This window comes from Sphingobacterium phlebotomi (assembly GCF_008180195.1).
Lineage (GTDB): Bacteria > Bacteroidota > Bacteroidia > Sphingobacteriales > Sphingobacteriaceae > Sphingobacterium > Sphingobacterium phlebotomi.
Genome location: NZ_VTAV01000017.1, coordinates 42489 through 63636, shown reverse-complemented (window position 1 = coordinate 63636; position 21148 = coordinate 42489). Strand labels below are relative to the sequence as shown.

Sequence of the window (21148 nt, the reverse complement as noted above, 5' to 3'; positions counted from 1 at the left end):
CAAAAAGGAATAAGAACTGGTGCCGGAAGCTACTTCTTACGCTTCCAGAATGATTTTTTAGCTTTTTTTTCGCTACCGATCAAGTAACCATAGGGCTGTAAACGGGGAATGCGGTCGCATATAATCCTGATCATACCTGTAATGGGAATCGCGAGGATCATACCTGGGATACCCCATACCGCTTCTGCTGCCACTAAGCTAAATATGGTGAACAGCGGATTGATATTCACCTCATTTCCTACAATAAGGGGTTCCAGCAAATATGTTTGAACAAATTGGACAAAACCATATATCAATACAACGCCTAAAATCATATTGGTTTCGCCACCTTGAGCCGTTACTCCCAATATGGTTATCGCTGTCCCCGTTAGGTTTCCTATGAAAGGAACCAGCTCTAATAATCCGCAGATCACAGCAAAAAATAACGCGTTTTCTACTCCAATGGCTGTAAATCCTACCCCATATAGGATCCACAACACCACAATCATCTTCGCAAGTCCAGTCATATAATTAGCTGCCACCTGGCTTGCCGAATCTACGATCTCCATGGTTTTCTCCTGATCTTTGGATGGGGTTATTTTGAGTAGAAAATTTTTAAGTCGAGAGCGATAAAAGAGTATAAGGTAAGTATATACTAATACCAAGATGAAATCTACAAGCAGACCAAAAAAGCCGGAGACGAGTTGCTGGACCCCTGCGCCGTCTGTACGCTGGCCTTTCATCTGCTCTTCTGCTATCGCTTGTTGTTTGCCCTGATCGATGTCTAACCGGTCTTGTATCCAGTGTTGTAAATTGGAAAGTATTTGGGACAGGTTTTGTTTTAAAGAGGTGATTTGTTCGGCAAAGTTTTGCAATTGCCAACTCAAAAGAAAACCAAGTCCCACGATACAGATTACGAGGATACCGACTGCAATCAGTGCACTTGACCATCGCGGCAAACCCTTCTTCTCTATCCAACCCGAAGGTGAAACAAACAGCATAGATAAAATGCAGGCAATGGCTAGCGGAGCCAATATACCCTTACCATAATACAAGATAGTAACGATTAAAACGAGGGTGAAGGTTACTTTTAATACGCTAGAAATTGCTTTGTCCATACGGTTCTTGCAAAGGTGAAATAATCTACATTAGTGGCTGTCAACGTCGCCAAGCCCTTCAACCAGCGCCTTCCATTGCGGAAATGACGCACCCATTTTCGCCCCCAAGCCGACCATAAAATTGCGCAAATTGTCCAGCATAGACTCATTGTCCGTATTGATTATTTCATTACGCCCTGCATAGTGCAGTGAAATATGACTGCCTTTTTGTTGTACAAGAAAAGACGAAGTTGCAAGCCGCTTAAAGAAGTGTGCCGTATCCGTAAGCTCTTGTGTCGGGTCGGGGCAAGGTCTTAATATCAAAAGGATGCGAGCACTTTCGGCATCCGCGGTTTCCGCAATACCTTCCACTTGTACCCAGTCATATCCTTTGGCTGAAGGGAGCCCAGGACCGGGAATATCGATTCGGATATAGTCGTCTTTTTGCACAGGACGTTCCATTGTACGACCGGAAGCGTCTATGATGGTAAATGTAGCAGAAAGCGCCTTCGTTATTTCGTTCCAGCGATTGACGTCCAATAACTTGCTTCTTATACGCTCAAAAAATCTTGTAGCCTCCTCTTGGGACGATAGGTTTACAGATTTGAAACAGTCTAGGGATTTACCCTCTACTTGTTTCGGAATATTCTTTTCCATATGCTTTTATTTTTATCCACATCGTATAAAACAGTTAACCCTCACCTATGATATCCTCATTATCCTCGAGGTTACTGATGTCTATATTTTCCTCTTCTGAATCAGAAGGCGTACCAAGTTCTTCTGTTTCGTGATTGTTATTTGTTTGCTCACCACCATTCGCTGCATGATCGATATCTTCTTGAAGAGGTTCTGCATCTACAAAATCAGAATCCCGCAGATCGTCCGTAGGGTTCTCACGGTATACATCATCTGCACCTCCTATAATTGGGTCTTTGTTAATTTTCTGACCTTCCGCGTCTCCAAATTCTTCTTCCGTGCCTCCCGGAGTATGGGTAATCGTCGCGATTATAATACGCGTTTTCTTTCCAAACGTAATGTTATGACTTGTTTTCATCTGATTATTATATTTTTTTATTCGTTACTCTATTGAACAGTCAGCTTGCTTTTATGTTTACCTGTGTTGTTTCCATATTTCTTTACTTGAGGAAATCAAGAAGATGTTCATGTATTTCTATAGTGAGGAATCCATTAGATGTGGATACATATTTGTCGTCGATATGGATGTTTTTGTTAATGGATTGTATCTTGATCTTTTTCGCTCGGAGCGTTTGAAAATCAAAAGACGTTTTTTTCTGATCGATAATTTTTTTGATATGTAATGCGAATGCATCCCGTTCTTTTTCGGTAATCGTCACTAAATCCAGATAGCCATCATCTATTTGAGCTGCTGGGGCTAGCATGAGGTTGGGGCCGATAGATGGGATATTCATGACTTCCAATAAAAGATACCTGCCTTCATATTTTCTTTTATCCGCGTAGATCGTGTAATGATATGCTTCTGCTGTTAAAACAATTTGATGCAGTTTTTCCAAAGCCAATTGCAAGTGCTCTTCTGTTGTGTCTAAATGGCTGACGTCTACCTTTTCCATTGTTTGGATGAGGGTCGGAAATATACCATACCCTATACCTTCTAGAAAAAAATCAGAACGGTCGTCGTAGGTAAGTGTACCGATATCAAATCGTCGACGCTTGTTATATTTCCAAGCCTTCACATGATTCTCAAAGCTTGTCTCTTTGTCTAAGGACAATGCCTTGGACAAGTTGTTTGCGGTACCCATAGGTAGTAGTGCCATGGTTATCCTTGTGTTGACTGTTTCTCTTCGGACTAGTTCTTTGACGACTTTTCGCACTGTGCCATCGCCACCAGCCACGACAGCAAAATCTGCTTCGTAAAATTGGTCCTTCCACTGCTCGTCTTCTTTGATTGAAAAATAGGTGCATCGATACCCTTCTTTCTCGATGGCTTTAGTGAGATCAGCCTTAAAATGGTCTTCTTCACCGGCGTTGGGGTTATGTAATAAGATTACCTGCTTCATGTATAATGTTTAATAGGAGAACATTTTTAGGGGCTTAATTGTTGTTAAATTAAGAAATAAATAAGAAAAGATGTTATGAGAATTTTAGTGACGAATGATGACGGCATATACAGCCCGGGTATTGCAGCCCTGGCGAAAGTGGCAAAGAATTTTGGAGAAGTGCGGGTTGTTGCACCGGATGTAGAACAGTCTTCGATGGGGCATGCGGTAACACATTCAAGACCTTTAGGCTATAAAAAATCACCTATTGAGTTTCCAGATATAGAAGCCCACCGCGTAAACGGAACACCTGCTGACTGTGTGGCGATGGGAATGCATTTATGGAAAAATGTGGATGTAGTTTTATCTGGGATTAATATGGGGCCTAATCTTGGAAATTCTATGTGGCATTCAGGGACGTTAGCAGCGGCGAAACAAGCTGTGCTGTTTGGTGTTAAGGGAATAGCCTTGAGCACACCTGTTGGAAAAGACGAGCCTGATTTTGAGCATTTAGAGACGTATGTGGCGAAGACATTAGAGCTCTTGTTGAAAAATAAGGAACTCGCGTTATATAATGTCAATTTCCCACCCGATCCCACGGATATTGTATGGACAAGACAGTCGGTTCGATTATACGACGGTACTATTGTTCCCGGAACGGATCCATTAGGGAGGAAGCATTATTGGTTTACGGTAACGCCATTGGAACCAGCAGAAGAAGGAACCGACCGCTGGGCAGTAGAAAATAATATGGTCTCCATTACGCCCTTACGTCTGGACTTGACGGATGAAAAAATACTCAAAGATAAATCTCATTTTTAATTATATATATTTGCATCCATTCGTTCGATTAAGAAAAGAACATCACATGGGAAATACCAACAGATATCCAAATTTAAGTACTCAATTACCTCCTATAATATTTGGAACAAGCGGACTGGGCAATTTATATGTAGAAGTGCCTTTCGAAGAAAAGTTAGCTATTGTTGCGGAATGCATAAAACACGCACCGGGGAAAGCAGTATTTGACACGGCGGGGAAGTATGGTGCCGGTCTCTCTTTGGAATCGATAGGGGAAAGTTTAAGGCGGTTGAATGTAGAACCTTCCAATGTGCTAATCAGTAATAAATTAGGTTGGTACCAAGTGCCGCTGACCACAACAGAGCCTACATTCGAACCAGGTGTATGGAAAGGATTGGAAAATGACGCAGTGCAAAAAATAAGCTACGATGGTATATTAGCATGTTTTCATCAAGGTAATGCACTGCTAGGTGATTATACAGCACAATTGGTTTCGGTGCATGATCCGGATGAATATTTAGCTAACGCGGAGAGCCCGGAGGAAGAAGAGAAACTTTATCGAGATATTTTGGATGCCTACCGCGCACTTACGGAACTGAAGGCTGAAGGGAAAGTCTTGGGCATAGGAGTTGGAGCAAAAGATTGGAAGATTATCCAACGGATAGCAGAAGATGTATCGTTAGACTGGGTGATGATAGCCAACAGCCTAACAGTACATAGCCATCCGAAAGGACTTATTGATTTTATAGAAGGGTTGGGGAAAAAAGGGGTAGCCGTCATTAACTCCGCCGTCTTTAATGGCGGTTTTCTGGTAGGAAGCGACTATTACAACTACCAACTGATTGATAAAGATGCTAAGGAGGGAAAAGCACTATATGCTTGGCGAGATAAATTCTGGGCGCTGTGCGCTGCGTTTGACATACGACCAGCTGAAGCTTGTTTTAACTTCGGATTTAATATCGCTGGAGTCTGCAGTGTGGCGCTGAATACCACGAAATCTGAAAAAGTTCATATCAACGCTGCAATGGCGACAAAAGATATTTCCGCTGATTTCTGGAGCGTCATGCGACAGGAAGGGCTTATATAAAATAAGAAGGAGGAACCATAGTGTCCTCCTTCTTATTTTATTATCGTTAAAAACGATTATTATTTTGCCTTTGCAACTAATTTATCCAAAACCTCGTTGTTCTTCGTGATTTGGCTATTTTTAGGCATTTTACTTTTTGAGCCTAACTCAACATCGCGCCCTAATTTCAAAAACTGCACTTCCATACGTGAAGTGGTTTTGTTTCTTCTATCTTTTCTTTTTAAACGTGTAACTCCCATGGTTCAATTTTTTTTGTCTTTAAAAACGAGGTCGGAAGCGGATTCGAACCGCTGTAGGAGGTTTTGCAGACCTCAGCCTAGCCACTCGGCCATCCGACCCTTTCCCGTTCAAGGGAATGCAAAAATAAAACTTACTTTTGACATATCCAACTAATTGAAAAAGTAAAGTGATAAAAGTATCTTAAAGTATTTATACCATTAGAAGTATAATGTCATTTAATTGCATTTTAATAGGGAATCGATGTTTTGGTCTGAATATTGTACTTCCTACATTGTAATAACAAATTTAAAAGAGTATGAAAAAGATTTTACTTTCATTAGGAGCAGCCTTTTTATTGGCTGCAGGAGCACAAGCCCAAACATCTTGGGGAGCAAAAGCAGGTTTAAACTTTCCCAAGCTAAACGCTTCCGGAAACGGTGTGACGGAATCAACTGATGCCTCTACTAATTTTTATGTTACCGGTTACGCTAGTATTCCGGCAGCTGCTAATTTTGCGATCCAACCGGGGTTGTCATTGCAAGGGAAAGGCGGAAAGATTGATGACGTGAAAACCAATCTGATGTATTTAGAAATTCCTGTAAATGCGGTATATTATATCCCTACGGGATATACGGGTTCTGTATTTATTGGTGCCGGACCTTATGCAGCATTAGGGCTTTCCGGAAAAGTAAAGGGAGGAGGACAATCGTATGATATTAATTTCGGTTCAGCAGATGATGAAGTTAATCGCTTCGATTGGGGATTTAACTTTTTAGCTGGATACAAGTTAACTAATGGTTTTTTGGTTAACGCAGGTTATGGGCTAGGTCTTGGAAATTTGAATAATGTAGGAAGCGGTAATCTTAGAAACGGCGTGTTCTCTGCTGGAGTAGGTTTTGAGTTCTAATAGGAACAAGAATTTTCGAAGAAGGCTATCATTAAGATAGCCTTTTTTGTTATATTTGTTTTTATTAATTTATAATTTATGAAGAGAATATTATCATTTATGGCTGTTGTATTGTGTGGTATAACCGCTGCTACTGCGCAAACTTCTTATGGATTGAAAGCCGGCGTTAATCTTGCTAAATATAAAGCGAGCGGGGGAAATATTACGTTTACATCGGATACGAGAACATCATTTTATGTGACAGGTTATGCAGATATAACAGTGGCGAATAATTTCAGTATTCAACCTGGGGTTTCGTTTCAAGGCAAAGGTGGCACTGTATCAGGTGAGTTTGTTGGGGTTAATGAGAAAGTAAAGGAAGACTTAATGTATATTGAAATCCCTGTAAATGCTGTATATTATATTCCGACCGGAGAGGTAGGAAAGTTGTTTTTTGGTGCTGGTCCGTACGCTGGTTTGGGTGTTCGTGTAAAGACGTCTGCTGGTAACATTAGTGAAAGTGGAAGTTTTGATGATGCCGGACTCAATATTTTTGATGCCGGACTTAACTTTTTAGGTGGGTACAAATTGAACAATGGTTTTTTGATTAATATCGGTTATGGATTGGGATTGACTAATATGATGAAAGATATTGAAGGAGCTACTGTTAAAAACCGTGTATGGTCTATTGGTGTAGGCTATCAATTCTAAGAAACAACCTTGTTAAAAAAATAGGCTGCTTTGAAAAAAGCAGCCTATTTTTGTTTAACTGAAATCTATCACACTTTGATTTCCACTTCAACACCTGAAGGTAATTCAAGTTTCATCAATGCATCAACAGTTTTAGAGTTTGATGAATAGATATCCAACAATCTTTTATAAGCACACAATTGGAATTGCTCACGTGCTTTTTTGTTAACGTGTGGTGAACGCAAAACCGTATAGATTTTTTTCTCTGTAGGCAATGGAATAGGACCACTTACTACTGCACCTGTAGGTTTTACCGTTTTCACGATTTTCTCAGCTGATTTATCAACCAAGTTATAATCGTAAGATTTCAATTTAATTCTGATTCTTTGGCTCATTTTTATTTGTTTAATATGACCACTGATTAGAGCTATTCACAACCAGTGGTCGGTAAATTATTATTAATCTTCAATAGCTTTAATCTTACCTTTCGATTTAGCGATTACGTCGTCCTGTACGTTACGAGGTGCTTCTGCATAGTGGTCAAACTCCATTGTAGAAGTTGCACGGCCAGAAGTAATCGTACGTAATTGCGTTACATAACCAAACATCTCCGAAAGAGGTACGTGCGCTTTGATAACTTGTGCACCACCACGTGTATCCAAACCTTGCATTTGGCCACGACGACGGTTCAAGTCACCCATGACATCACCCATGTTTTCTTCCGGAGTCAATACCTCTATCTTCATGATAGGTTCCATCAATACCGGAGAACATTTAGGTAACGCATTGCGGTAAGCCATCTTAGCCGCCAGTTCGAATGATAGCGAATCGGAGTCGACTGCGTGGAATGAACCATCGATCAAACGAACTTTCATGCCTGAAAGTGGATAACCTGCCAATACACCATTGCTCATAGATACTTCAAATCCTTTCTGTACCGAAGGGATATATTCTTTTGGAATAGAGCCACCCACGATTTCGTTGACGAATTGAAGCGGTGATTTAATCGGATCAAAATCTTCATCAGCAGGAGAAACCACCACTTTGATGTCGGCAAATTTACCACGACCACCGGATTGTTTTTTGTATACTTCACGGTGTTCCGTAGTTCCATTGATAGACTCTTTGTAAGCTACTTGCGGAGCACCTTGATTAACTTCGACTTTAAACTCGCGTTTCAAACGGTCGATCAAGATATCCAAGTGAAGCTCACCCATACCCGAAATAACCGTTTGACCAGTTTCTTCATCCGACTTTACAACGAATGTAGGGTCTTCTTCAGCTAGTTTACCTAATGCGATACCCAATTTATCCACGTCAGCTTGTGTTTTAGGCTCGATCGCTAAACCAATAACCGGCTCAGGGAATACCATAGATTCGAGAACGATTGGGTTCTTCTCATCACAAAGCGTATCACCTGTCTTGATATCTTTAAAACCAACGACAGCACCAATATCACCAGCAACAATACGCTCGATTGGGTTTTGTTTGTTGGCATGCATTTGGAAGATACGGGAGATACGTTCTCTATTGCCTGAACGCGTATTTAAAACGTAAGAACCCGCTTCCAATACGCCCGAATATGCTCGGATAAAGCAAAGACGGCCAACAAAGGGGTCAGTAGCAATCTTAAATCCTAACGCTGCGAAAGGTTCAGATTCAGATGGCTTACGCTCGATTTCGTTTTCGTTGCGAGGGTCTGTACCTTTAACCGCTTCGATATCCAATGGAGAAGGTAATAATTCCATCACTAAATCAAGCATGGTTTGTACACCTTTGTTTTTAAAAGATGAGCCACATACCATAGGGACGATAGCATTATCCAATACCGCTTTACGCAAAGCGTCAAGGATTTCGCGCTCCGTTAATGAATTCGGATCATCGAAGAATTTTTCCATCAACGACTCGTCATAAGAAGCAACAGCTTCCAATAATTTCTCACGGTACTCCGCAACTTCGTCTACCATATCATCTGGGATAGGAACCTCTGTAAAGGTCATTCCTTTATCTTCCACATTCCATACGATCCCACGGTTGTTGATCAAATCGACTACACCTTCGAAACTATCTTCTGCACCGATAGGCAATTGTAATGCAACAGCCTCAGAACCTAACATTTCTTTCACTTGCTTAACAACTTTCAAGAAATCAGCTCCTGAACGGTCCATTTTATTTACGAAACCGATACGAGGTACTTTATAGCCATCAGCCAGACGCCAGTTTGTTTCGGATTGTGGCTCTACACCATCAACTGCTGAGAACAAGAATACCAATCCATCTAATACACGCAATGAACGATTTACCTCTACGGTAAAGTCTACGTGTCCCGGTGTATCAATAACGTTTACCTGGTATTTTTTGTTGCGATAATTCCAGAATACCGTCGTAGCGGCAGAAGTAATCGTGATACCACGCTCAGCTTCCTGCGCCATCCAGTCCATCGTAGAAGCACCTTCGTGCACTTCGCCGATTTTGTGGTTAACACCAGAGTAGAATAAGATACGCTCTGTTGTTGTTGTTTTACCGGCATCAATGTGAGCAGCGATACCGATGTTTCTTACTAAACTTAAATCTTTTGCCATTTTGTTTTTAAATGAAATCACACAGATCAAAAAAGGATTACACAGACTTCAATAATATCCATCTGTGTAATCCCTTATAGTTGTGTAATCAATTTCACGATATTAGAATCTGAAGTGTGAGAACGCTTTGTTTGCTTCCGCCATTTTGTGCGTATCTTCTTTCTTCTTCACAGCAGCACCTTCACCTTTAGAAGCGGAAATGATTTCTCCTGCTAATTTTTCGCGCATGGTTTTTTCACCGCGTCTACGAGAGTAAGAGATCAACCATTTCATACCCAAAGCGATTTTACGCTCTGGACGTACTTCCATAGGAACTTGGAAGTTGGCACCACCTACACGGCGAGACTTAACCTCTACAGCTGGCATAACGTTGTTCAACGCTTTTTTCCAAGTCTCTAAACCGTTCTCTTGTGTTTTTTGTTCTACTAATTCTACTGCATCGTAAAAGATGGAATAAGCGATAGATTTTTTACCGTCTACCATCATATTATTTACGAAACGTGTTACCTGAACGTCATTAAACTTTGGATCAGGTAAAATGATTCTCTTTTTTGGTTTTGATTTTCTCATTTTCTTTCCCTCCGTTTAATTATTTTTTACCTTTTGCCGGAGCTGCAGCTTGTCCTGGTTTAGGACGCTTAGTTCCGTATTTAGAACGACGTTGGTTACGACCATTAACACCAGAGGTATCCAAAGCGCCACGGATAATGTGGTAACGAACACCTGGTAAGTCTTTCACACGACCGCCACGGATTAACACGATAGAGTGCTCTTGTAAGTTGTGTCCTTCACCTGGAATATAGGCATTCACCTCTTTACCATTGGTAAGACGTACACGAGCGACTTTACGCATTGCTGAGTTTGGTTTTTTAGGGGTAGTCGTGTATACACGTGTACACACACCTCTTCGCTGTGGACATGAGTCCAACGCTGGAGACTTACTCTTGTCTACCAGAGCTACTCTACCTTTTCTAACTAATTGTTGAATAGTAGGCATTTACCTGTTTTTGTTTTTAATTTGTTGAAAATTAATTTTTAAGACTGCAAAGATAGTGATTCTGTTTTGAATATTAAATAGTTAGGGTATAAAATTTTATTAGACCTGTCGAAGGATCTTTAGAAATTCCATGGTAGTTCGGTTGGCTTACTGATGTTAGCGCTCTATTATGATCGAATGCGCCTAAATTATTACCAGCTAAGAAAAAGATTAAAGATAGTTTCACGCAAAAGGGTGTAGTTAAGCTCGTTTTTAGGTAATATTTATATTAAACAAAGAATGAGTTGTTAATATATAATTAACAATTTATTAATATATGTTTTTAATCTTTGTAAAGATGAAACAGAGGCTATTAAAATTGTTTCCACACATAGGACTCCTTGTAACATTGTTGTCTATTTCTTGCAGCAATAGCAGCAACTCGATAAAGATGAAGGGCTCGGATACAGAGGTTAATCTTGCTGTTAATCTTGCAGAGCAATTCACGGAACAAGATCCTACTTTTAGCATTGCCATTTCGGGCGGTGGGTCCGGATTGGGTATAACTTCACTTTTAAATGGACAGGCAGATATCGCGAACTCATCTAGACCCCTTTCCGAAGAAGAACGACAGCAGTTTAAAGAAAAAAAGATTGCATTGAAAACGGTAGTCTTTGCGGAAGACGCTACTGCTTTTGTCGTTCATAAAGATCTGCCCATAGCGGAAATTGATGTTGAAACGTTAGCTAAGATTTTAAGCGGCGAAGTGAGAAATTGGTCGGAACTGACTGATGTAAACTACCCGATTAATATTTATGGTCGTCAAAGTAGTTCAGGAACACACACGTTTATTAAGAAAAAGCTAGCGATCGAATTTTCTAATACAGCCAAAGAAATGACTGGAAACGCACAAATTATTGAAGGTGTAAAAGCAGATAAAACAGGAATAGGATATGTAGGAGCTGGTTATGTCGCTCACGATCCTTTAGCGTCTCAAGGAATAAAAGTGTTAAAGATTATCGAAAAAAAAGGCGAAAAAGCGGTTTCTCCATTGGATGAAGCAGCGATTAACCAAGGAAGCTATTTTTTTCAACGTCCCTTATACCAATTTATCTTAGCTGAATCTTGGGATAAGGTTCGTCCTTTTATTGCTTTCGAACGAAGTGCTATTGGTAGAAAGCTCATCGAGGATCACGGATATTATATATTAGACAGTCAACAAGATGAAATATAAAGCTCGTTTATCCTTAGATATTCTTTTCAAAATTGTATTTAAAGGAACAGGTTTTTTGGTTTTGATTTTATTAGGAGGTATTCTGGCGATGCTGGTATATAATTCCTTTTCGTTTTTTCTAGATGTAAAACCTTTAGACTTTATTACCGGTATGGAATGGAGTCCGGCATCCGAGACGCCGAAGTATGGAATGCTACCCTTAGTTCTTAGCACGACGATAGTAACTTTTGGCGCTATGCTTATTGCTATTCCGCTAGGAATCGGTACAGCAGCCTATATTGCGGAATATGCTACGCCGCGTGTAAAAAATTTATTGAAACCTGCCATTGAAATGTTGGCTGCAGTTCCTTCTGTTGTAATAGGTTTCTTAGGGATAGTTATTGTAAGCCCGGGTATAGCAAATTTAGCCGATCTTTCGAATGGATTGAATGCCTTGAATGGAGCGATTTTACTAGCGGTAATGGCATTGCCGACTATTATTACGATAGCGGAAGATGCTATACATGCCGTACCGAAAACATATAAAGAAGCCAGTTACGCAGTGGGAGCGACTAAATGGCAAACACTTCGTAAGGTAATTATTCCGGCGGCAGCACCTGGTATTATCGCTGCAGTTATGCTAGGGGTCGGTAGAGCGATTGGAGAGACGATGACTGTTCTGATGGCAACGGGCAATGCCTCTATTTTGCCGACCAGTATGTTTGACTCTGTCAAAACGATGACGGCCACTATAGCTATAGAGATGGGAGAGGTTCCGTATCAAACTACACATTATTTTGCCCTTTATGCAATCGCCACGGTATTGTTTTTAATGACATTGGCCGCGAATATGTTAGGTGAATATTTTATTAACCGTTTTAGGAAATACCATGCTGTTTAAACCGTCAAAACTATCTGCTGTTATAGAATGGGGAACGTTGTTATTAAGCACCGCGTTGGTGTGTTTTTTTCTGATCGTTGTTATTTGGGAAATCGTTTCAAAAGGAGCGGGACAACTATCATGGGATTTTATAAGTAAGGTTCCTAGCAATGGGATGACCAGAGGTGGAATTTTAACACCTATTATTGGTACGGTCATGTTAACGATTCTTACTGCCCTGTTCGCCATTCCGTTTGGTGTTTGTTGTGCTATTTATCTAAATGAATACGCGGAAGATAACTGGTTGACACGGACAATCAGAGCTTCTATTCGTAATCTTTCGGGGGTTCCATCGATCATTTATGGATTATTTGGATTAGCCTTATTTGTTCAAGCTCTACAATTGGGAACGTCTTTGCTTGCCGCAGGACTTACATTGGGATTACTGTCCTTGCCCTATATTATAACGACTACGGAAGAAGCGTTAATGCGTATCCCTAATAGTACAAGGGAAGCAGCATTGGCCGTAGGAGCAACTAAATTTGAGACTATTAAAGATGTGGTATTGCCCTCTGCTATGCCGGGTATACTGACAGGGGTAGTGCTTACTTTATCACGAGCTGCAGGAGAAACAGCGCCAATACTGTTTACTGGAGCAGCTTTCTACATTAACAGCTCTAGTGGTTATCTGAACCAGGAGTTTATGGCTTTACCTTACCATCTCTATATGCTTTCTACGCAACATCAATCCATCGATGAAGTACGACCTATCGCCTACGGAACGGCCCTGGTATTGATTATCGTTGTGTTTCTTATGAATTTGACCGCCTTCTATATTCGATTTAAATACAGGAAAAATGAAAGTTAAGCTATCCGCTGAAAAGCTCAATATAAGTTTTGGAACCAAACAGGTACTGAAAAATATCGATATACAATTTGTCGAAAATGAAATAACCGCTTTAATAGGCCCATCTGGTTGTGGAAAGAGTACGTTATTGCGTTCCTTTAATAGGATGCACGATCTCTCCCCCGATGCCAAGATTACGGGCACACTAAAGTTGGAGGATCTAGACTTATACGCAAGATCAGTTCCTGTTACAGAGATACGGAAGAGAATAGGTATGGTCTTTCAAAAAGCGAATCCTTTTCCTAAGAGTATTTATGAGAATATTGCTTATGGTTTGCGTATCAATAATCTGCCGTGTGATAAATCAATCGTGGAGAAAGCCTTGCGCGAGGCTTTTCTTTGGGAAGAAGTTAAAAATGATTTGAAGATGCCCGCAACGCGTCTTTCGGGCGGTCAGCAACAACGTTTATGTATAGCTAGAGCCGTGGCTTTAAGACCGGAAGTGATTCTAATGGACGAGCCGTGTTCAGCACTTGATCCTGTTAGTACACTGAAAATTGAAGAATTAATTGTGTACCTAAAAAAGAAGTATACCATTATTATCGTGACGCACAATATGCAGCAGGCCCAACGTATTGCGGACAAAACGGTATTCTTATATCTAGGAGAAATTAAAGAAGAGGGGTCTACCCGTAAGATTTTTGATTTTCCGGAAAATGAAATGACTGCCAATTATATTCATGGTCAGTTTGGATAGGGCGGACTAGTTTTAAAATTGTATGGAAGGGGTTATTAAAACTATTGATTTATAATTTTGTTATAAGGTATAAATCGATATTTATGGACTTAAAATCTAATGAACCATTTTGGCTAGTTAAAAATGGCGTGATAAACAGCTTTCCATCATTAAGGGAAAATGCCGTATGTGATGTCTTGGTCGTGGGCGGCGGTATTACGGGAAGCTTAATTGCACATCAATGTGTACAAGATGGTTTTAAAACGATACTGATTGATAAAAGGGAGATTGCCAATGGCAGTTCGTCGGCAACAACTTCCATGCTACAGTATGAAATTGACACGCCTTTGTATAAGCTAATTGAAATGATAGGGGAGAAAGGTGCTGTGGCAAGCTATAGGGCTTGCTACCAGGCAATAGACCAATTGAGTGAACTCGTCCGAAAAATTAAATCCAAGGCAGGTTTTACCAAGAAAGATTCTCTTTATTTTGCTGCTTTGAAAAAGGATGTAGCATGGCTAACACAAGAATTTGAAGCAAGAAAGAAAGTAGGGTTTGACGTGAAATGGATGGAAGCGGATGACATCCTCAAAAAATACGACTTGCAAAAGGCATACGGCGGTATATCGTCCAAACAAGGCGCGAGCATGGATGCCTTTCTGTTTGTTCACGAAATGCTTGCGTACAATGTAAAAAAAGGTTTGGAGGTATACGACAAAACCGAACTCGCCAACGTCACCTATAAAGTGCGTCAGAACGAAGTGATGCTAAACACCGGCGCTAAAATTAAATGTAAAAAAATTGTATACTGTGTGGGTTATGAGAGCGCAGCTATGATTAAGGAAAAATTCGTCGACCTGGTCAGTACTTATGCGATTGTATCGGAAGTGATATCCGAAGAAAGTGAGAAATATAAAGATATACTGATATGGAATACGGCACGGCCATATATCTATCTTCGGACAACAGACGATAGCCGAATGCTTATCGGTGGGGAGGATGAAGAATTCCGTGACGAGAAGAAACGTGATGTTTTGATCAGTAGAAAGGAGCAGAAACTACTTAATTTATTTGAGAGGTACCTACCTCATGTCCCTTTCTATTCAGATTTCGCATGGGCGGGTACTTTCGGCACAACCAAAGACGGACTACCGTACATCGGCGAACATAAGGATTTTAAAAATTCCTATTTCGTGTTAGGATTTGGTGGAAATGGTATCACTTTTTCCGTTACAGGGATGGAGATGGTTTCCAACTGGCTGCAAGGGAAAAAACACCTACTGACACCATATTTCGCGTTTGGGAGATAATTATATACGCTCCACGACCTCCTCTAGCGGTCGTCGGAATTTTGGTTTGAGAGTAGGCTGGTTAAAATCCGCTACATCTCTATGACCGATCACAACCGCAAATAGCGCTGTATACCCATCATATTTCAATATTTTGTTGTACTCCTCCTGTTGAATACCCTCCATAGGAGTCGAATCAATTTCCATGCTTGCGCAGGCGGCGAGGAAAAAGCCCAACGAAAGGTAAACTTGATGCTGCATCCAATTTTTGATGCCCGCTTCACCTAATGATTTTACACGTTGATTGTAGAAGTTTGCCGCGGTTTCGGGTAATTGCGAGAGGTGCTCATTCTCAAATTTTTCTACGTTATCAATTACATTGAATACAACTAAATGGCTTGCTTGCTTGATTTTTTCCAGATTGTGGTATGATACCTTCGCTAATGCACTTTTGGTTTTTGTATCGGAGATAATCGTAAACTTCCAAGGTTGGCTATTGATAGAGGAGGGGCTTAACCGTAAGATATGCGTTAATTGTTGAACGATATCTTCTGATATTTTTTCGTTTGGATTATATTGTTTTGTGCTATATCTGTTTTTGGCAATGTCTAAAAAATGCATACGCTGAAATGTTATTAATTGTTTATGTTTGGCAAAGCTAATTATTTCGTCTTTTGGATATAGATACCAAATGTTTAAATAATGTAATTTCAATATATATAACTTTTCTTATGCTTCAACTTCTAAAATACACTTGGGAGGATTTTTACATCTACTGTTCTCTGGTTGCGGACGGTCGTGTTATGAAATACATTACTGGAGAAGGGATGTCGGTAGAACAAGCAAAGGAAAAATTTGCCTCTATTATGCAGATTAATGAAGAAAATGAGTTGCTGGGCTATTTTAAAGTTATAGATCATGATGTTGGATTGATTGGAGATTGTAAGCTCGTAAGATACAAATACGACTGCTCCGTATTCGAAATAGGATATCTCCTGCAGCACGCCTTTTGGAGAAAGGGCGTCGGAACAAAAATATGTGAAAAACTTTTGGAACGAGCTGCGGAGATAGCACCTAACGATGATATTATCGGGGTTATAGACCCCGATAATGTGGCTTCAAAACGGCTCTTAGAAAAATTTGGTTTCAAAAGCTATTTCGTAGGAGAGGAAGACGGCATTCCTACAGAAAAACTTGTTCTTCGCAAATAATCGGCAGAAAATTTATTATTTCATAAAACCATCAAAAATTACCTTTTTATTTCCACAAGTATATTTTTTTTGCTACATTATGATTGTGCGATTAAATGACGGTTCACCTTCTGATTATAGATATAGGAAACAGCGAGTATCCCTCCAATAACAATCGGCAGTAAAATAAAACCAATGTTACCATCTACTACAGCATGACTTAAGGAGGCAAAAATTAAATTAAACGTCAAACCGGCATACGCCCATTCTCTTATTTTCGGATGCAGGCTGGGAATTATTAAGGCTGTCGCACCGAGTACTTTACAGATCATAAGCGAATACGCAAAATAATCAGGATACCCCAACGGTTTTGTGCCGACATTGAACTGCTCGGGAACAAAAATAACCGAACTAAGTGGCATCACAGCTTCAAACAAGAATATGAAAATTGTTGAAGCCCAAAAAATAATTTTACCCTTCTTCATGTTGTTTGTTTTTGGTCATCTAAGCTACGAGCATTTTCAGATGATAAGCTTTACATAGGACAAGAAATTTGTATATTTAAACAGAACAACACTAATGAAGTTATATCGATGTCTATGTTTACAATTGATAAGCAGACTCTTTCTGATTTAAACGCTATGAGTTGGAACGCTTCCAGCTTGTTGGATTTTTTTGATAATACCATTACAGTTGGAGGAAGAGATGTCCTATACGATTATTTTCTCCATCCGCTGAATGATCAAGAACAAATCCAACATAGACAAGAAGCTATTGCCTATCTAGCTGCGGTAGATATGGATAAGCTCTTCGATAAATATATGATGGATGATCTCGAACGATACCTCAGTCTTCCGAAAGAGGTTTATTCTCAGAGCCAATTTTCTTACTATGTGGATAAATTCGCTACTAATTTTTGGTCTCTCACCTATGAAAAAGAACGTTTGTTGATTACACAATCTATTAAAGAAGTTGCACAGATTATTATAAATCTCTCTGTCGTTTTTGAAAATGCTAGTTGTTCAGACAAACCGATAGGGCTACTGGCAAGGTTGTCGCATTCGTTCTCCGAAATAACGGCGGACTTCAATTTAGAAGAGTTGCAAAAGGTTTCTTTAGGCAAAAATACCCTTAACGCTATTATAAAATACGATTATATCTTTAGGAATGTAAAGAGAAACGACATAACAGAAATTTTTGCTATGTGGTACACGCTAGATGCGTTAAGAAGTGTAGCAAAATCATTGAAAAGAAAACAGCTTGTGTTTCCACAATTTATCGAAAAGGATGAAGGGGAAAACCTACTAAACATCAAGGGCCTTTATAATTTAGCACTTGAAAATCCGATAAAGAACGATGTTGAGGTAAAAAGGTGTCAAAACATCTGGTTTTTAACGGGAGCCAATATGACGGGTAAATCCACTTTGCTAAAAAGTATAAGTGCATGTGTTTATCTGGCTCATTTAGGTTTGCCTGTTCCTGCAGATAGTATGCAAGCTATGCTATTTCAAGGCTTAATAACCACAATTAATCTAGGTGATAACCTTATTGCGGGATATAGCCATTTTTTTAATGAGGTGCGTAGGTTGAAAATGATTGCAGGAACATTGGAGAAAAAAGGGAAAATAGTAATTGTTCTGGATGAACTTTTTAAAGGAACAAATTACCAGGATGCCTATGAAGCGACTTTGAAATTAATGGACAGTATTGCTGGAATTGAAGATGCCGTCTTTTTTATATCTTCTCACATTGCTGAGTTATCAACAGAATTGAAGAAAAATAAGCAAGTGGCGTTTAGATTTTTGAAAACGGAAATGCAAGACGATAAAGGTGTCGTTTTTACATATTGTTTGGCGTCGGGTGTGGCGGACGAAAAACTGGGCATGTGGTTTTTAGAGCGGGAGAAGGTATTCGATACATTTGAAAAGGTTAAATCAGCTCAATAGGAACAGCTAACATCTAAAAGAAAAAATAAAAACAAAAGTATAAATGCCGGCTTCATTAGAAGACAAGCATTTACACTGTTGTCAGTGTCGCATTTTTTAGAACATCATGGATTTCCTTACGATACCAACGTAAAATCAATCTGTCGTTTTTCCAGATCTACTTTCTTTACTTTGATGCGTACCTCGTCACCCAGTTGATATTTCTTTTTCTTCCGTTGGCCGATGATGGCGTAGTTTTTTTCGTCAAGTGTATAGAAATCGTCTGTGATATCGCGTAGGCGTACCATGCCCTCACATTTATTTTCCTGAATCTCCACATACATGCCCCATTCGGTTACACCCGATACGATTCCTGTATATTCTACACCGATCTGGTCTTCCAGAAACTCAGCCTGTTTGTACTTAATGGAAGCGCGTTCCGCTTCGGCAGCTTTTTTCTCCATTTGGGAGGAATGTTCTGCCATTTTTTCGTAATGTTCCGCATTGATTTTCCTTCCACCATCGAGATAAAATTGCAACAAACGGTGTACCATCACGTCCGGATAACGACGGATAGGAGAGGTGAAATGCGTATAATAATCGAAAGCGAGCCCATAATGGCTACTACTTTTGGTCGTATAGATAGCTTTCGCCATCGATCGGATAGCGAGTGTTGTTAACATGTTCTGCTCCTTCGTACCTTCGATTTTTGTCAAGAGTGCATTCAGTGATCGGGCAGCCTCTTTATCTGTTTTAATCGTGAGCTTGTGTCCAAACCGTAAAGCAAACTGCGAAAAAGTGGTCAACGTTTCCGGGTTTGGTGTATCGTGGAATCGATAGACAAACGTTAGCTTATTTTTACCTCTTCCTTGCTTTCCGATGTATTCAGCAACTTTTCGGTTGGCAAGGAGCATAAAATCTTCAATAAGCTTATGTGCATCCTTTCTTTCTTTGGTGTAGACGCCCAATGGTTTCCCTTTTTCATCAAGATGGAATTTAACCTCTTCGCTTTCAAAGCTGATCGCACCATTTTTAAACTTGCGTTCGCGGAGGATATAGGCGAGTTCATTAAGCTTAAGAATTTCGGAAGCATGGTCTCCTTGTCGAGTTTCAATAACCTCTTGCGCTTCTTCATAGCTAAAGCGGCGATTGGAGTTGATAGTTGTACGTCCGAACCATTGGTTTAAAACGTTTGCTTTATCGTCCATTTCGAATACAGCCGAAAAACACAGCTTGTCTTCGTGTGGGCGCAGTGAACAGACACCATTTGACAAACGTTCGGGAAGCATAGGGATAACACGGTCAACAAGATATACCGACGTACCCCGGTCAAAAGCTTCTTTATCTAATAGCGAATCTGGCTGCACATAATGGGAAACATCTGCGATATGAACGCCGATTTCGTAATTCCCATTATCTAGCGTTTGGAAAGAAATGGCGTCATCAAAGTCCTTTGCATCAAAAGGGTCTATCGTGAACGTAAGAACATCACGGAAATCACGTCTTTTCTTTATTTCATCAGCTGGTATTTGCTCCGAAATAGCGTTTGCTTCCGCTTCCACTTTGGATGGAAATGATAGAGGAAAACCAAAGTCTGCAAGAATGGCATTCATTTCGGTGTCGTTCTCTCCTTTTTTACCTAGAATGCTTTTAACCTTTCCAATTGGATTTTTGGCATTCTTTGGCCACTCGATAATCGATACAACAACTTTTTCCCCGTGTTGCGCACCGTTTAGATTGTCTAGTGGAACGAATATATCGTGGATCATCTTTCTGTCGTCAGGCAGGAAAAATGCATAAGATTTGGAGATGTCTATCGTTCCGGTGAAATCCGTTTTCGCTCGCTGGATGATTTCGACTACTTCCCCTTCTCGCTTGCGTCCTTTTCCTCGTTCATAAACATGTATTTTTACGAGGTCGTTATGAAGTGCCTGTCTCAATTTTCGAGGGGCGATATAAATGTCATTTTCCAATTCGTCTTCAGGAATAATATAGGCTGACCCATCAGCAGTCATATCGACCTTACCTTGGATGTAGACGTTCAATTGGCGTAACTTAAATTTGCCCCGCTCCACTTGCAGGAATTTGCCGGATTTGGATTCGTCAGTAAGAATCTCTGCAATGGCGTTTTTGGAGTCGCTGTCGCTAAGGTTGAGTTTTGCAGCTACCTGTTTATAGTTGAGTGGTGTGTTGTTTGATTTTTCGAATATGTCGACGATAAGATGTGTCAGTACTTCTTTGTAGGCGTTCTCTTTTTTTTGTTTCATGTGTCTAAAATTATTGCTCGATACCGACGCTTTCTATTGTCAAAAACCGACAGGAGGGAAGGGTTTGCGTAACCTTCCGATGGAGCGGTATCGATGTCTCATTTACATAAACTAAGATACGTAAAAAAAGTTCTTCGCGTTTATTCAAAAACGACGCATTTACAGTTTTGTAATGTTTGTGTTTATTTTATTTATTTTAGCATATTTAATTATTTGATTATATGCGTAATAATATATTTTTTGCTAAATATATATTTATTTAGGGCTCGTTCTGAAAGGAATAGAGGCGATTTGAACTCTAAAAGCTGTTTTTAATAGGATATAGATAAAATTAATTATTTATACTTCTAGTTTTGTTTACTTTATATAATATGTTTGTTTTTAATATATTATGTTTATTTTGGTAAAAATTAATATTTTGTTATTATCTTATTTTAGTTTATGTTTTTAAATAAAAAAATGCTTTCCA

At 39.8% G+C, this 21148-nt stretch carries 23 protein-coding genes and 1 tRNA gene; 11 read left to right on the top strand and 13 right to left on the bottom strand.

Annotation, left to right across the window (positions count from 1 at the left end; genetic code table 11):
• Positions 1 to 29 precede the first annotated feature (29 nt).
• The 4 genes from FXV77_RS18395 to FXV77_RS18380 all read right to left on the bottom strand — a co-directional run bounded on the left by FXV77_RS18395 (position 30) and on the right by FXV77_RS18380 (position 3112).
• Positions 30 to 1097 (bottom strand): AI-2E family transporter, encoded by a 1068-nt coding sequence (locus tag FXV77_RS18395; RefSeq protein WP_148920707.1) that lies wholly within the window; start codon positions 1095 to 1097, stop codon positions 30 to 32.
• Positions 1098 to 1127: 30 nt separating this feature from the next.
• Complete coding sequence (locus tag FXV77_RS18390) at positions 1128 to 1733, bottom strand: hypothetical protein (RefSeq protein WP_148920706.1); 606 nt, start codon at positions 1731 to 1733, stop codon at positions 1128 to 1130.
• Between the two features lie 34 nt (positions 1734 to 1767).
• Positions 1768 to 2130, bottom strand: a complete 363-nt coding sequence (locus FXV77_RS18385) for a hypothetical protein (protein ID WP_148920705.1) — start codon at positions 2128 to 2130, stop codon at positions 1768 to 1770.
• A gap of 82 nt (positions 2131 to 2212) precedes the next feature.
• Positions 2213 to 3112, bottom strand: a complete 900-nt coding sequence (locus FXV77_RS18380; protein ID WP_148920704.1) for a diacylglycerol/lipid kinase family protein — start codon at positions 3110 to 3112, stop codon at positions 2213 to 2215.
• Between the two features lie 75 nt (positions 3113 to 3187).
• Here FXV77_RS18380 and surE point away from each other — a divergent pair, with 75 nt between their 5' ends.
• Together surE and FXV77_RS18370 are read left to right on the top strand one after the other, a co-directional pair.
• Positions 3188 to 3913 carry a 5'/3'-nucleotidase SurE gene (surE, locus tag FXV77_RS18375; protein WP_148920703.1) on the top strand — a complete coding sequence of 242 codons (726 nt, stop codon included), beginning with the start codon at positions 3188 to 3190 and terminating at the stop codon, positions 3911 to 3913.
• Positions 3914 to 3959: 46 nt separating this feature from the next.
• Positions 3960 to 4979, top strand: coding sequence for an aldo/keto reductase (locus tag FXV77_RS18370; RefSeq protein ID WP_148920702.1), 1020 nt, complete (start codon positions 3960 to 3962; stop codon positions 4977 to 4979).
• Positions 4980 to 5038: 59 nt separating this feature from the next.
• Here FXV77_RS18370 and FXV77_RS18365 read toward each other — a convergent pair whose 3' ends face one another.
• Positions 5039 to 5218, bottom strand: coding sequence for a spore protein (locus tag FXV77_RS18365; RefSeq protein ID WP_148920701.1), 180 nt, complete (start codon positions 5216 to 5218; stop codon positions 5039 to 5041).
• Between the two features lie 28 nt (positions 5219 to 5246).
• Positions 5247 to 5317, bottom strand: a tRNA-Cys gene (locus FXV77_RS18360).
• A 197-nt stretch (positions 5318 to 5514) separates the two neighbouring features.
• Here FXV77_RS18360 and FXV77_RS18355 point away from each other — a divergent pair.
• Positions 5515 to 6105 carry a porin family protein gene (locus FXV77_RS18355; RefSeq protein WP_148920700.1) on the top strand — a complete coding sequence of 197 codons (591 nt, stop codon included), beginning with the start codon at positions 5515 to 5517 and terminating at the stop codon, positions 6103 to 6105.
• Positions 6106 to 6183: 78 nt separating this feature from the next.
• Entirely contained in the window at positions 6184 to 6795 is a 612-nt protein-coding gene (locus FXV77_RS18350) for a porin family protein (protein ID WP_148920699.1), read from the top strand.
• A 68-nt stretch (positions 6796 to 6863) separates the two neighbouring features.
• Here the strand turns inward: FXV77_RS18350 and rpsJ are convergent, their stop codons facing one another.
• The 4 genes from rpsJ to rpsL form a co-directional block, all read right to left on the bottom strand.
• Entirely contained in the window at positions 6864 to 7169 is a 306-nt protein-coding gene (gene rpsJ, locus FXV77_RS18345) for a 30S ribosomal protein S10 (RefSeq protein ID WP_002993539.1), read from the bottom strand.
• 63 nt (positions 7170 to 7232) lie between these two features.
• A complete protein-coding gene (gene fusA, locus FXV77_RS18340; protein ID WP_148920698.1) occupies positions 7233 to 9356 on the bottom strand; it encodes an elongation factor G in 2124 nt (707 codons plus the stop codon).
• A 102-nt stretch (positions 9357 to 9458) separates the two neighbouring features.
• Positions 9459 to 9926, bottom strand: coding sequence for a 30S ribosomal protein S7 (gene rpsG, locus FXV77_RS18335; protein ID WP_148920697.1), 468 nt, complete (start codon positions 9924 to 9926; stop codon positions 9459 to 9461).
• A gap of 19 nt (positions 9927 to 9945) precedes the next feature.
• Positions 9946 to 10353, bottom strand: coding sequence for a 30S ribosomal protein S12 (gene rpsL, locus FXV77_RS18330; protein ID WP_105715705.1), 408 nt, complete (start codon positions 10351 to 10353; stop codon positions 9946 to 9948).
• A gap of 430 nt (positions 10354 to 10783) precedes the next feature.
• Here rpsL and FXV77_RS18325 point away from each other — a divergent pair, with 430 nt between their 5' ends.
• The 5 genes from FXV77_RS18325 (at position 10784) to FXV77_RS18305 (ending at position 15318) form a co-directional block, all read left to right on the top strand.
• The gene (locus FXV77_RS18325; RefSeq protein ID WP_246162518.1) at positions 10784 to 11566 is read left to right on the top strand and encodes a substrate-binding domain-containing protein; all 783 of its coding nucleotides are present in this window, start codon (positions 10784 to 10786) and stop codon (positions 11564 to 11566) included.
• Positions 11556 to 12446, top strand: a complete 891-nt coding sequence (gene pstC / locus FXV77_RS18320) for a phosphate ABC transporter permease subunit PstC (protein WP_148920695.1) — start codon at positions 11556 to 11558, stop codon at positions 12444 to 12446. The genes FXV77_RS18325 and pstC overlap by 11 nt, the downstream gene beginning before the upstream one ends.
• Entirely contained in the window at positions 12436 to 13293 is an 858-nt protein-coding gene (gene pstA / locus FXV77_RS18315) for a phosphate ABC transporter permease PstA (protein WP_148920694.1), read from the top strand. The genes pstC and pstA overlap by 11 nt, the downstream gene beginning before the upstream one ends.
• On the top strand, positions 13283 to 14029 hold the full coding sequence (pstB, locus tag FXV77_RS18310) for a phosphate ABC transporter ATP-binding protein PstB (protein ID WP_148920693.1): 747 nt from the start codon (positions 13283 to 13285) through the stop codon (positions 14027 to 14029). The genes pstA and pstB overlap by 11 nt, the downstream gene beginning before the upstream one ends.
• Before the next feature lie 83 nt (positions 14030 to 14112).
• Complete coding sequence (locus FXV77_RS18305; protein ID WP_148920692.1) at positions 14113 to 15318, top strand: NAD(P)/FAD-dependent oxidoreductase; 1206 nt, start codon at positions 14113 to 14115, stop codon at positions 15316 to 15318.
• Here the strand turns inward: FXV77_RS18305 and FXV77_RS18300 are convergent, their stop codons facing one another.
• Entirely contained in the window at positions 15319 to 15918 is a 600-nt protein-coding gene (locus FXV77_RS18300; RefSeq protein WP_148920691.1) for a nitroreductase family protein, read from the bottom strand.
• A gap of 110 nt (positions 15919 to 16028) precedes the next feature.
• Between FXV77_RS18300 and FXV77_RS18295 the strand changes: the two genes are divergently transcribed.
• Positions 16029 to 16508 (top strand): GNAT family N-acetyltransferase, encoded by a 480-nt coding sequence (locus FXV77_RS18295; RefSeq protein WP_148920690.1) that lies wholly within the window; start codon positions 16029 to 16031, stop codon positions 16506 to 16508.
• Positions 16509 to 16585: 77 nt separating this feature from the next.
• Here FXV77_RS18295 and FXV77_RS18290 read toward each other — a convergent pair whose 3' ends face one another.
• Positions 16586 to 16972, bottom strand: coding sequence for a DoxX family protein (locus FXV77_RS18290; protein ID WP_148920689.1), 387 nt, complete (start codon positions 16970 to 16972; stop codon positions 16586 to 16588).
• 156 nt (positions 16973 to 17128) lie between these two features.
• Between FXV77_RS18290 and FXV77_RS18285 the strand changes: the two genes are divergently transcribed.
• Entirely contained in the window at positions 17129 to 18433 is a 1305-nt protein-coding gene (locus FXV77_RS18285) for a MutS-related protein (RefSeq protein WP_246162517.1), read from the top strand.
• A 116-nt stretch (positions 18434 to 18549) separates the two neighbouring features.
• On the opposite strand, the gene rnr is transcribed toward FXV77_RS18285, so the two are convergent.
• Complete coding sequence (gene rnr, locus FXV77_RS18280) at positions 18550 to 20679, bottom strand: ribonuclease R (protein WP_148920688.1); 2130 nt, start codon at positions 20677 to 20679, stop codon at positions 18550 to 18552.
• Positions 20680 to 21148 lie beyond the last annotated feature (469 nt).

Bases quoted from the DNA above. Each gene is read 5' to 3' on its own strand.
- FXV77_RS18395 (WP_148920707.1), bottom strand. From the start codon at position 1,097: ATGGACAAAGCAATTTCTAGCGTATTAAAAGTAACCTTCACCCTCGTT.
- FXV77_RS18390 (WP_148920706.1), bottom strand. From the start codon at position 1,733: ATGGAAAAGAATATTCCGAAACAAGTAGAGGGTAAATCCCTAGACTGT.
- FXV77_RS18385 (WP_148920705.1), bottom strand. From the start codon at position 2,130: ATGAAAACAAGTCATAACATTACGTTTGGAAAGAAAACGCGTATTATA.
- FXV77_RS18380 (WP_148920704.1), bottom strand. From the start codon at position 3,112: ATGAAGCAGGTAATCTTATTACATAACCCCAACGCCGGTGAAGAAGAC.
- surE (WP_148920703.1), top strand. From the start codon at position 3,188: ATGAGAATTTTAGTGACGAATGATGACGGCATATACAGCCCGGGTATT.
- FXV77_RS18370 (WP_148920702.1), top strand. From the start codon at position 3,960: ATGGGAAATACCAACAGATATCCAAATTTAAGTACTCAATTACCTCCT.
- FXV77_RS18365 (WP_148920701.1), bottom strand. From the start codon at position 5,218: ATGGGAGTTACACGTTTAAAAAGAAAAGATAGAAGAAACAAAACCACT.
- FXV77_RS18355 (WP_148920700.1), top strand. From the start codon at position 5,515: ATGAAAAAGATTTTACTTTCATTAGGAGCAGCCTTTTTATTGGCTGCA.
- FXV77_RS18350 (WP_148920699.1), top strand. From the start codon at position 6,184: ATGAAGAGAATATTATCATTTATGGCTGTTGTATTGTGTGGTATAACC.
- rpsJ (WP_002993539.1), bottom strand. From the start codon at position 7,169: ATGAGCCAAAGAATCAGAATTAAATTGAAATCTTACGATTATAACTTG.
- fusA (WP_148920698.1), bottom strand. From the start codon at position 9,356: ATGGCAAAAGATTTAAGTTTAGTAAGAAACATCGGTATCGCTGCTCAC.
- rpsG (WP_148920697.1), bottom strand. From the start codon at position 9,926: ATGAGAAAATCAAAACCAAAAAAGAGAATCATTTTACCTGATCCAAAG.
- rpsL (WP_105715705.1), bottom strand. From the start codon at position 10,353: ATGCCTACTATTCAACAATTAGTTAGAAAAGGTAGAGTAGCTCTGGTA.
- FXV77_RS18325 (WP_246162518.1), top strand. From the start codon at position 10,784: ATGAAGGGCTCGGATACAGAGGTTAATCTTGCTGTTAATCTTGCAGAG.
- pstC (WP_148920695.1), top strand. From the start codon at position 11,556: ATGAAATATAAAGCTCGTTTATCCTTAGATATTCTTTTCAAAATTGTA.
- pstA (WP_148920694.1), top strand. From the start codon at position 12,436: ATGCTGTTTAAACCGTCAAAACTATCTGCTGTTATAGAATGGGGAACG.
- pstB (WP_148920693.1), top strand. From the start codon at position 13,283: ATGAAAGTTAAGCTATCCGCTGAAAAGCTCAATATAAGTTTTGGAACC.
- FXV77_RS18305 (WP_148920692.1), top strand. From the start codon at position 14,113: ATGGACTTAAAATCTAATGAACCATTTTGGCTAGTTAAAAATGGCGTG.
- FXV77_RS18300 (WP_148920691.1), bottom strand. From the start codon at position 15,918: ATGCATTTTTTAGACATTGCCAAAAACAGATATAGCACAAAACAATAT.
- FXV77_RS18295 (WP_148920690.1), top strand. From the start codon at position 16,029: ATGCTTCAACTTCTAAAATACACTTGGGAGGATTTTTACATCTACTGT.
- FXV77_RS18290 (WP_148920689.1), bottom strand. From the start codon at position 16,972: ATGAAGAAGGGTAAAATTATTTTTTGGGCTTCAACAATTTTCATATTC.
- FXV77_RS18285 (WP_246162517.1), top strand. From the start codon at position 17,129: ATGAGTTGGAACGCTTCCAGCTTGTTGGATTTTTTTGATAATACCATT.
- rnr (WP_148920688.1), bottom strand. From the start codon at position 20,679: ATGAAACAAAAAAAAGAGAACGCCTACAAAGAAGTACTGACACATCTT.